This window comes from Aeromicrobium sp. (genome assembly GCF_025965075.1).
GTDB lineage: Bacteria > Actinomycetota > Actinomycetes > Propionibacteriales > Nocardioidaceae > Aeromicrobium.
The window spans coordinates 1-6,886 of sequence record NZ_JAOPXQ010000049.1 but is presented as its reverse complement, the minus strand read 5'-3'; the positions used below and the strand labels follow the sequence as shown (position 1 = coordinate 6,886).

Annotated in this window: 7 protein-coding genes; 1 reads left to right on the top strand and 6 read right to left on the bottom strand. The window is 69.7% G+C overall.

Translation table 11 applies throughout. The annotated features are described in order from the left end of the window. Together JWQ91_RS03325 and JWQ91_RS03320 are read right to left on the bottom strand one after the other, a co-directional pair. A partial coding sequence (locus tag JWQ91_RS03325) for a bifunctional cytidylyltransferase/SDR family oxidoreductase (protein WP_297780807.1) occupies positions 1–1,400 on the bottom strand: 1,400 nt, incomplete at its 3' end. Continuing rightward, positions 1,397–2,269, bottom strand: coding sequence for a siderophore-interacting protein (locus tag JWQ91_RS03320; RefSeq protein WP_297780805.1), 873 nt, complete (start codon positions 2,267–2,269; stop codon positions 1,397–1,399). The genes JWQ91_RS03320 and JWQ91_RS03325, both read right to left, overlap by 4 nt. Before the next feature lie 35 nt (positions 2,270–2,304). Between JWQ91_RS03320 and JWQ91_RS03315 the strand changes: the two genes are divergently transcribed. Beyond that, a complete protein-coding gene (locus tag JWQ91_RS03315) occupies positions 2,305–4,230 on the top strand; it encodes a M13-type metalloendopeptidase (RefSeq protein WP_297780810.1) in 1,926 nt (641 codons plus the stop codon). A gap of 1 nt (position 4,231) precedes the next feature. Here the strand turns inward: JWQ91_RS03315 and JWQ91_RS03310 are convergent, their stop codons facing one another. From JWQ91_RS03310 to JWQ91_RS03295, 4 genes are all read right to left on the bottom strand, one after another. Then, positions 4,232–4,624, bottom strand: a complete 393-nt coding sequence (locus JWQ91_RS03310; RefSeq protein WP_297780802.1) for a hypothetical protein — start codon at positions 4,622–4,624, stop codon at positions 4,232–4,234. Between the two features lie 21 nt (positions 4,625–4,645). Continuing rightward, on the bottom strand, positions 4,646–5,755 hold the full coding sequence (locus JWQ91_RS03305) for an HTTM domain-containing protein (RefSeq protein WP_297780800.1): 1,110 nt from the start codon (positions 5,753–5,755) through the stop codon (positions 4,646–4,648). Positions 5,756–5,759: 4 nt separating this feature from the next. Continuing rightward, entirely contained in the window at positions 5,760–6,515 is a 756-nt protein-coding gene (locus JWQ91_RS03300; RefSeq protein ID WP_297780797.1) for a DUF5819 family protein, read from the bottom strand. A gap of 95 nt (positions 6,516–6,610) precedes the next feature. Beyond that, positions 6,611–6,886: LPXTG cell wall anchor domain-containing protein (locus JWQ91_RS03295; RefSeq protein ID WP_297780794.1), on the bottom strand; the 276-nt coding region annotated here is incomplete at its 5' end.

Here is a 6,886-nt window from a genome sequence, read left to right as displayed (position 1 = left end):
GCGGGCCCGGCCTCGCGGCGGATGTCGATGATGTGCCCGGTCTGGTCGGCCACCAGCACGTTGACCGACTGTCGGGCCACCTCCATCGAGCTCAGAAGGGTCCCCTCGGGCTCGTCGCCGAACGCCTTGGTGCGCATCGGGGTGCCCGTACGTTCGGGGTTGACGCAGTTGACCCGCACCTCGCCGGCCCACTCGTCGGCGAGCGCCTGGGTCAGGTTGACCACGGCGGCCTTGGCCGAGGAGTAGAGCGAGTAGCCCTTGCGGCCCCGGGTGTAGGACGACGAGGTGAACAGCAGCAGCGAGCCCGACGACGCCGTCAGGTGCGGGTAGAACTCCTGCGCGATGAAGATCGGGGCGAGGTAGTTGATCTCGGTCGCCGCGAAGATCGTCTCCTCCGTCGTGTCCGCCAGGTCACCCAGCGGCAGGACGCCGGCGGTGTTGACGACGAAGTCGATCGAGTCGACCTCCTTGAGCACCATCGCGGCGGCCGCCGCGATGTCCTCGCGGCGGTCGACGTGCGTGTTGGTCGAGGACCGGGAGAACGAGAACACGTTCGCCCCGAACCCACGGGCCAGCTCCGCGATGTCGCCGCCGATCCCGTAGGAGCCGCCGAACACGACCATCGTCTTGCCCGAGAGCGCCTCGCGGTACTGCTCGTCGGTCAGCTGGTCCGGGGTGTCGGCCGAGTGCAGCTGGAAGAGCTTGTCGGCGATGTAGACGTCGATCGGCTCGGTGACCTTCATGTTGCGCTCGTGGCCGAGGACGACCGCGATCGGCACCTCGGGGAGGTAGCGCAGCACGACGGTGCAGTCATCGGTCGCGGTGAAGTCGGGGTCCTGCCACGCCAGCGCGTACGCCTTGCGGATCACGGACAGCCGGAACGCCTGCGGCGTCTGACCGCGGCGGAGCAGGTGGCGCTGCAGGACGTCCTCGATCGTCTCGGTCTCGCCGGCCGGGGAGTCGTGCACCTGGACGATCGTGTCGGCGGACGGGATCGCGGTGTCGACCGCCTCGTGGGTCGCCAGCGCGGCCACGACGTCGCCGATCACGGTCTGCGAGACCAGCGGGCGCACGGCGTCGTGGAAGAGGACGTTGCACTCCTCGGTCCCGAGCGCCTCGAGGGCCCGGCTCGTCGACTCGTTGCGGGTCTGGCCGCCCTCGACGATCTGGGTGACCTTGCCGTAGCCACCGTTCTGCACGATCGCCCGCACGGGATCGAGGTGGCCCGGCGTCATCAGGATCACGATCTCGTCGATCAACGGCGAGGCCTCGAAGGCCGCGATGGTGTGCTCGATGATCGTCTTGCCGGCGATCTTGATGAGCTGCTTGGGGATCGAGAGCCCGACCCTCGTCCCGGTGCCACCAGCGAGGACGACGGCTACGTTGCGGAGTTCAGTCACCCGACGAGGTTACCGTCAGCGACGGGCCCCTGAGGCCCCGGTCGCATGACGGCGTCGTTCTGCGTGGACTTCCACTCGCGGAACCCCTCCTCGGTCGTCCCCCGCCGCCAGTAGGCCGACACCGACACGTCGGCGCGGTCCACGCCGCGGTCCGCGAGGACGTACGGCCGCACGCTCTTGAGCAGCGCCGACTCCCCGTGGATGAACGCCTGCGCGCGCCCCTCGCGCCAGGGCCAGGCCCGCACCGCGTCGTCGAGCAGCGTCGTGGAGCCGGGCGCGGCGTCGCCGCGGTGCAGCCAGTGCAGCTCCAGATCGGCGGCGGTCAGCAGCTCGACCTCGTCCCGGGGCCCGCCCACCTCGATGAACGCCACCGCCCGCTCGTCCGGGCCGAGGAGCGCCAGGGACGCCGCGATCGCGGGCAGTCCCGCCTCGTCACCGACGAACAGGTGCCAGTCGGCCGACGGGTCCGGCGCGTATCCCCCGTTGGGCCCGCGCAGGTGGATCACGTCGCCGGGCTGGGCGCGCGCGGCCCACGGACCGGCGATCCCCTCGTCGCCGTGGACCACGAAGTCGATCGTCAGCTCCCGGTCGTGCTCGTCGACCGAGCTGACGGTGTACGTCCGCAGGACCGGCCACGCCTCCTGCGGCATCGTCGCCTTGACGACGGCGAGGTCCAGGGGCTCGGGGTAGTCGTAGCCGTCCGCCAGGAAGACGAGCTTGACGTACTTGTCGGTGTAGACCTGCGGCAGCGACAGATCGCGCTGGAGATAGTCCGCGAAACCCTCTCCGCCGAGCACGACCCGCACCATCGAGCGGGTCACCTCCTCGGTCCGGATCACGGTCAGACGGGCCGGAAGATTCTTGCTCACCTGTGTAGCCTAACGGCGTGACCCACGGCATCGACATGACGCAGTTCGACCCCTCCGTCCGCGTGCAGGACGACCTGTTCCGGCACGTCAACGGGCCCTGGCTCGAGACCGCGGAGATCAAGCCCGACCGGGCCACCGCCGGCTCCTTCGTGACCCTGGTCGACGAGGCCGAGGCCAAGGTCCGCGAGATCATCGAGACCTGCGCCGCCGACCCGCAGGACGACGAGCAGCGCAAGATCGGCGACCTCTACAAGAGCTTCATGGACGAGGAGCGCATCGAGGCCCTCGGCGCCCAGCCCCTCGCGGCCGAGCTGGCGCAGGTCGACGCGATCACCGACATCGCCGGGTTCGTCGCGGCGCTCGGCGTGCTCGACCGTCAGGGCGTCGGCAGCGTCTTCGGGATGTACATCGCCCCCGACCGCGGCAACCCCGACCGCTACATCGCGCACCTCGGCCAGGGTGGCATCGGCCTGCCGGACGAGTCGTACTACCGCGAGGACGAGTCGGCCGCGATCCGCGAGGCGTACGTCGCGCACCTCACGACCCTGCTCGGACTGGCCGGCCTGGACGACGCCGCCGATCGTGCCGCCCGCATCATGGACCTCGAGAGCCGGCTGGCGTCGTTCCACTGGGACCGGGTCGCCTGCCGGGACGCGCAGAAGACCTACAACCTGCTGCCCACCGAGGGGCTGCAGGCCCTGGCCCCGACCTTCGACTGGGCGACCTGGTCCGTCGGTGCGGAGATCTCGCTCTCGGTCATCGCCGAGGTCGTCGTCTCGCAGCCGTCGTTCCTCGAGGGCCTCGAGACCCTCCTGGTCGAGGAGGAGCTCGACGCGTGGAAGGACTGGCTGCGCTGGCAGGTCGTCCACAGCGCCTCGGCCTATCTGTCGTCGGAGTTCGTCGACGCCAACTTCGAGTTCTACGGCCGCACGCTCAGCGGCACCGACGAGCTCCGTCCCCGCTGGAAGCGCGGCGTCGGGTTCGTCGAGGGCTCGATGGGTGAGGCGGTCGGCAAGATCTACGTCCGCACCGAGTTCCCGCCCACGTCGAAGGAGCGGATGACCGAGCTGATCGAGAACCTCCTCGAGGCCTACCGCCAGAGCATCACGGCGCTGCCGTGGATGAGCGACGAGACCAAGAAGCGCGCCCACGACAAGCTCGACTCGTTCAACCCCAAGATCGGGCACCCCGACGCGTTCAGGGACTACTCGGCGCTCGAGACCACCCCCGACGACCTGCTGGGCAACATGCGTCGGGCGATCGCCGTCGCGACCGACCGCGAGCTGGCCAAGATCGGCGCCCCGATCGACCGCGACGAGTGGTACATGACGCCGCAGACCGTCAACGCCTACTACAACCCGACGATGAACGAGATCGTGTTCCCCGCCGCGATCCTGCAGCCGCCGTTCTTCCACGCCGACGCCGACGACGCGGTCAACTACGGCGCGATCGGCGCCGTCATCGGCCACGAGATCGGCCACGGCTTCGACGACCAGGGCTCGCAGTACGACGGCACGGGCGCGCTCAACAACTGGTGGACCGAGACGGACCGCGAGTCGTTCGAGCAGCTGACCTCCGCCCTGGTCAGTCAGTACGACAACCTGTCCCCCGTCGGAGCCGACGGACGTACCGTCAACGGTTCCCTGACGATCGGGGAGAACATCGGCGACCTCGGCGGGCTCGGCATCGCGCACCAGGCGTTCCGGCTCACGCAGCCGTCCGCCGACCCGATCGACGGGCTGAACCCCGACCAGCGGTTCTTCATCTCGTGGGCGCAGGCCTGGCAGTCCAAGGTCCGCCCGGCCGAGACGGTCCGCCGCCTGACGGTCGACCCGCACTCCCCGCCGGAGTTCCGCTGCAACCAGGTGGTGCGCAACATCGACGCGTTCTACGAGGCGTTCGACGTCACAGCCGAGGACGCCCTGTGGCTGGAGCCCGCCGACCGCGTCTCGATCTGGTGACTCAGGAGGGCGCCGGGGTCGCCGTCGCCGTGGGCCGCGGCGCGGGCTTCGACGTCCACTTGTACTGACCGCGGGGCCCGTTGATCGTGACCTTGGCGATCGCGAGCCGCCGGTCGTCGCTCGTCCGCCGCACGTTGCAGCGGAACGTCGTGCCGATCTTGTCGCTGACCTCCTTGGGGCACTGTGCCGCGAGTGGGATGCCGACCTTCGCGGTCAGTCGCCGCTCGATGCTGGTGACGACACCCTTCGTGGAGATGTAGACGATCTTCTCCGTCGGAGGCGCCACGGCCTCGTTGGCCTCCTCCTCGGCGTTCCTGGTCGTGAAGAACAGGACGACCGCCGCCACGACGGCGACGGCGATGAGACCCAGCAGGACGTTGACGAGCGTCTTCACCCGAGGGAGCCTATCGGCCGCTCAGCGTCGGGAGACGCCGGCCCGGACCCGGTCGACGGCCGCCCAGAGCGTCCGGTCGAGCACCGCCGCACCGAGGTCCTGCACGTCGTACCAGCGCAGCACCAGCCAGTCACCGACCGGCGCGAGCGTGGCACGCAGCCACTCGTCGAAGCGTTCGTAGGTCTCGCCCGAGACGAACAGGCCCGCCAGGGCGATGAACGCCAGCGAGCTCCACGGCAGCGCGAGCAGCACGGCCAGCACGAGGTTGACCGTGATCGTCAGGAACAGCACGATGCGGCGGGTCAGGGGGTGGAGCAGCAGCGGACCGAAGAACAGCTGGGTCAGCAGCACCAGGTAGGTCAGCGCAGCGAGCACGAGCGACCGGTTGGTGACCGCGTCGGACAGCGACGGGTAGGGACGGAACTCCGGGAGCTGCATCGTGTAGTAGAGCGCCGTCCCGCGCTGCCAGACGTCCTGGGAGATCTTGTCGAGACCGCCGGCGGTGAACAGCAGGATCGTCTGCGTCATCAGGCCGATCAGGCCGACGTGGTGCAGCCCCGCGGACAGCCAGGACGGGAAGACTCGCTCGCCGTCCCACGCCTGGCGCATGGCGCTGACCGATCCGTCCGTGGCCGCCACCCGGCGCTCGCGGCGGCGGGCGTCGAGTGACCAGAAGTCGGCCGTCTGCATCAGCAGCAGCCACAGCAGGGTGATGCGCAGGAGGTTGTCGCCCTCGTCACCGACGACAGGGTTCTGCGCCACGATCGCGATGAAGCCGACCAGGGTCACGACGTTCGCGGCCTTGGCGTGCCAGCCGAGAGCCATCGCGAGCGCGGCGCCGATCGTGACGACGTAGAACGCCGTCAGGATGTCGCCGCTGACCCCGTCCAGCAGGGCGAGCTCGGGGAACTGGCTCAGCTCGCGGACGGGCTGCGCCCAGATCGAGCCCTGCCCGACCCAGACGTCGCGGCTCGAGAAGTTCGCGACGAGCAGACCCAGCACCGACAACGCGGTGCCGATCCGGCACAGCGCCGCGCCATGGATCGCCCGCGGCTCCGCCAGCAGCCAGTCCTCCGTCGACACGAGCCAACGCCGGGGCGCCTCGATGAGTCGATGTCCGAGCTCGATCACTCGTTCAGTCCTTCAGGTAGTCGTCGAATGCGGACTGTGCCTCGAAGGACGCCCGGAAGCCCAGGCGGTAGCCGAACGAGAACCACAGGAAGTCCTTGTCGTGCAGCGAGCTGGTCGCCCGCTCGGAGTCCGGCGGCACGGTGCGCCGCCCGACCCGGTACTGCACCGCGATGACGCGCCCCTCGACACCGGCCTGGGCGTACATCGAGGCGAACCGCGTCGCCATCAGGTCGTACGTCATGTAGGTCTCGACCGCCGCGCGCCGGTCCTCGCCCGCGGCGAGCAGGCGTCCGCGCAGCAGCGTCGTCGGGTCCTTGGTGTAGGTCTTGCGCACCAGCGCGCGCTGCTTGGCGTTGAGTCCGAACATCGCGCCGTTGAGGTTGGTGGCCAGCTTGCGGGCCATGAGGTGGGTGCGGGCGGGGTCGAGGTCGTGGCGCAGCGCCTCGTTCTCCCCGGCGGTGATGTCGATCCACGTCGTGACGCGGTTCTTCTTCGCGTCCTCGTCGCGGACCTGGGCCCGGACGAGGAACGACTCGTCCACGAACTGCGCGTTGGGGGCCAGCCCGCTCCACGACTGCTCGAAGTACGGGTTGACGTAGGTCGCCAGGGCGCGTCCGCCGATGACCTGGCGGACCGGGCTCTGCGGCGACAACCAGAACGCCAGGACCACGGAGTGCGCCACCGCGAGGACCGCGAGGACCACGACGATGCGCCGTTGCCACGGCCGGGGAGCAGGCACATCCGTGCTCGTCACCGACATGGTCTCCATCCTAGGCGTGTTCGTTCCCGGGTCCGGGAACGCCGCTGCCGGTGACCTGGTCGGGTCACCGGCAGCGGCGGTCGTGCTGGGGTCGATCAGGATGCGAGCATCTGGCGACGCTTCTCGTTGAGGAGAACGCCTCCACCGAACAGCACCAGGGCCAGGCCCAGGAACAGGAACGGCAGCAGGTTGCTCGGCGCACCCGTGTCGGGCAGCGCCTGCGTCACGTCGGCGTCAGCCTGGGCGTCGGCGTCGGCAGCAGCGTCGGCGTTGGCATCGGCGTCCGCAGCAGCGTCGGCATCCGCGTTGGCGTCGGCGTCCGCGTTGGCGTCGGTGTCAGCATCCGCGGCAGCGTCAGCATCGGCGTCGGC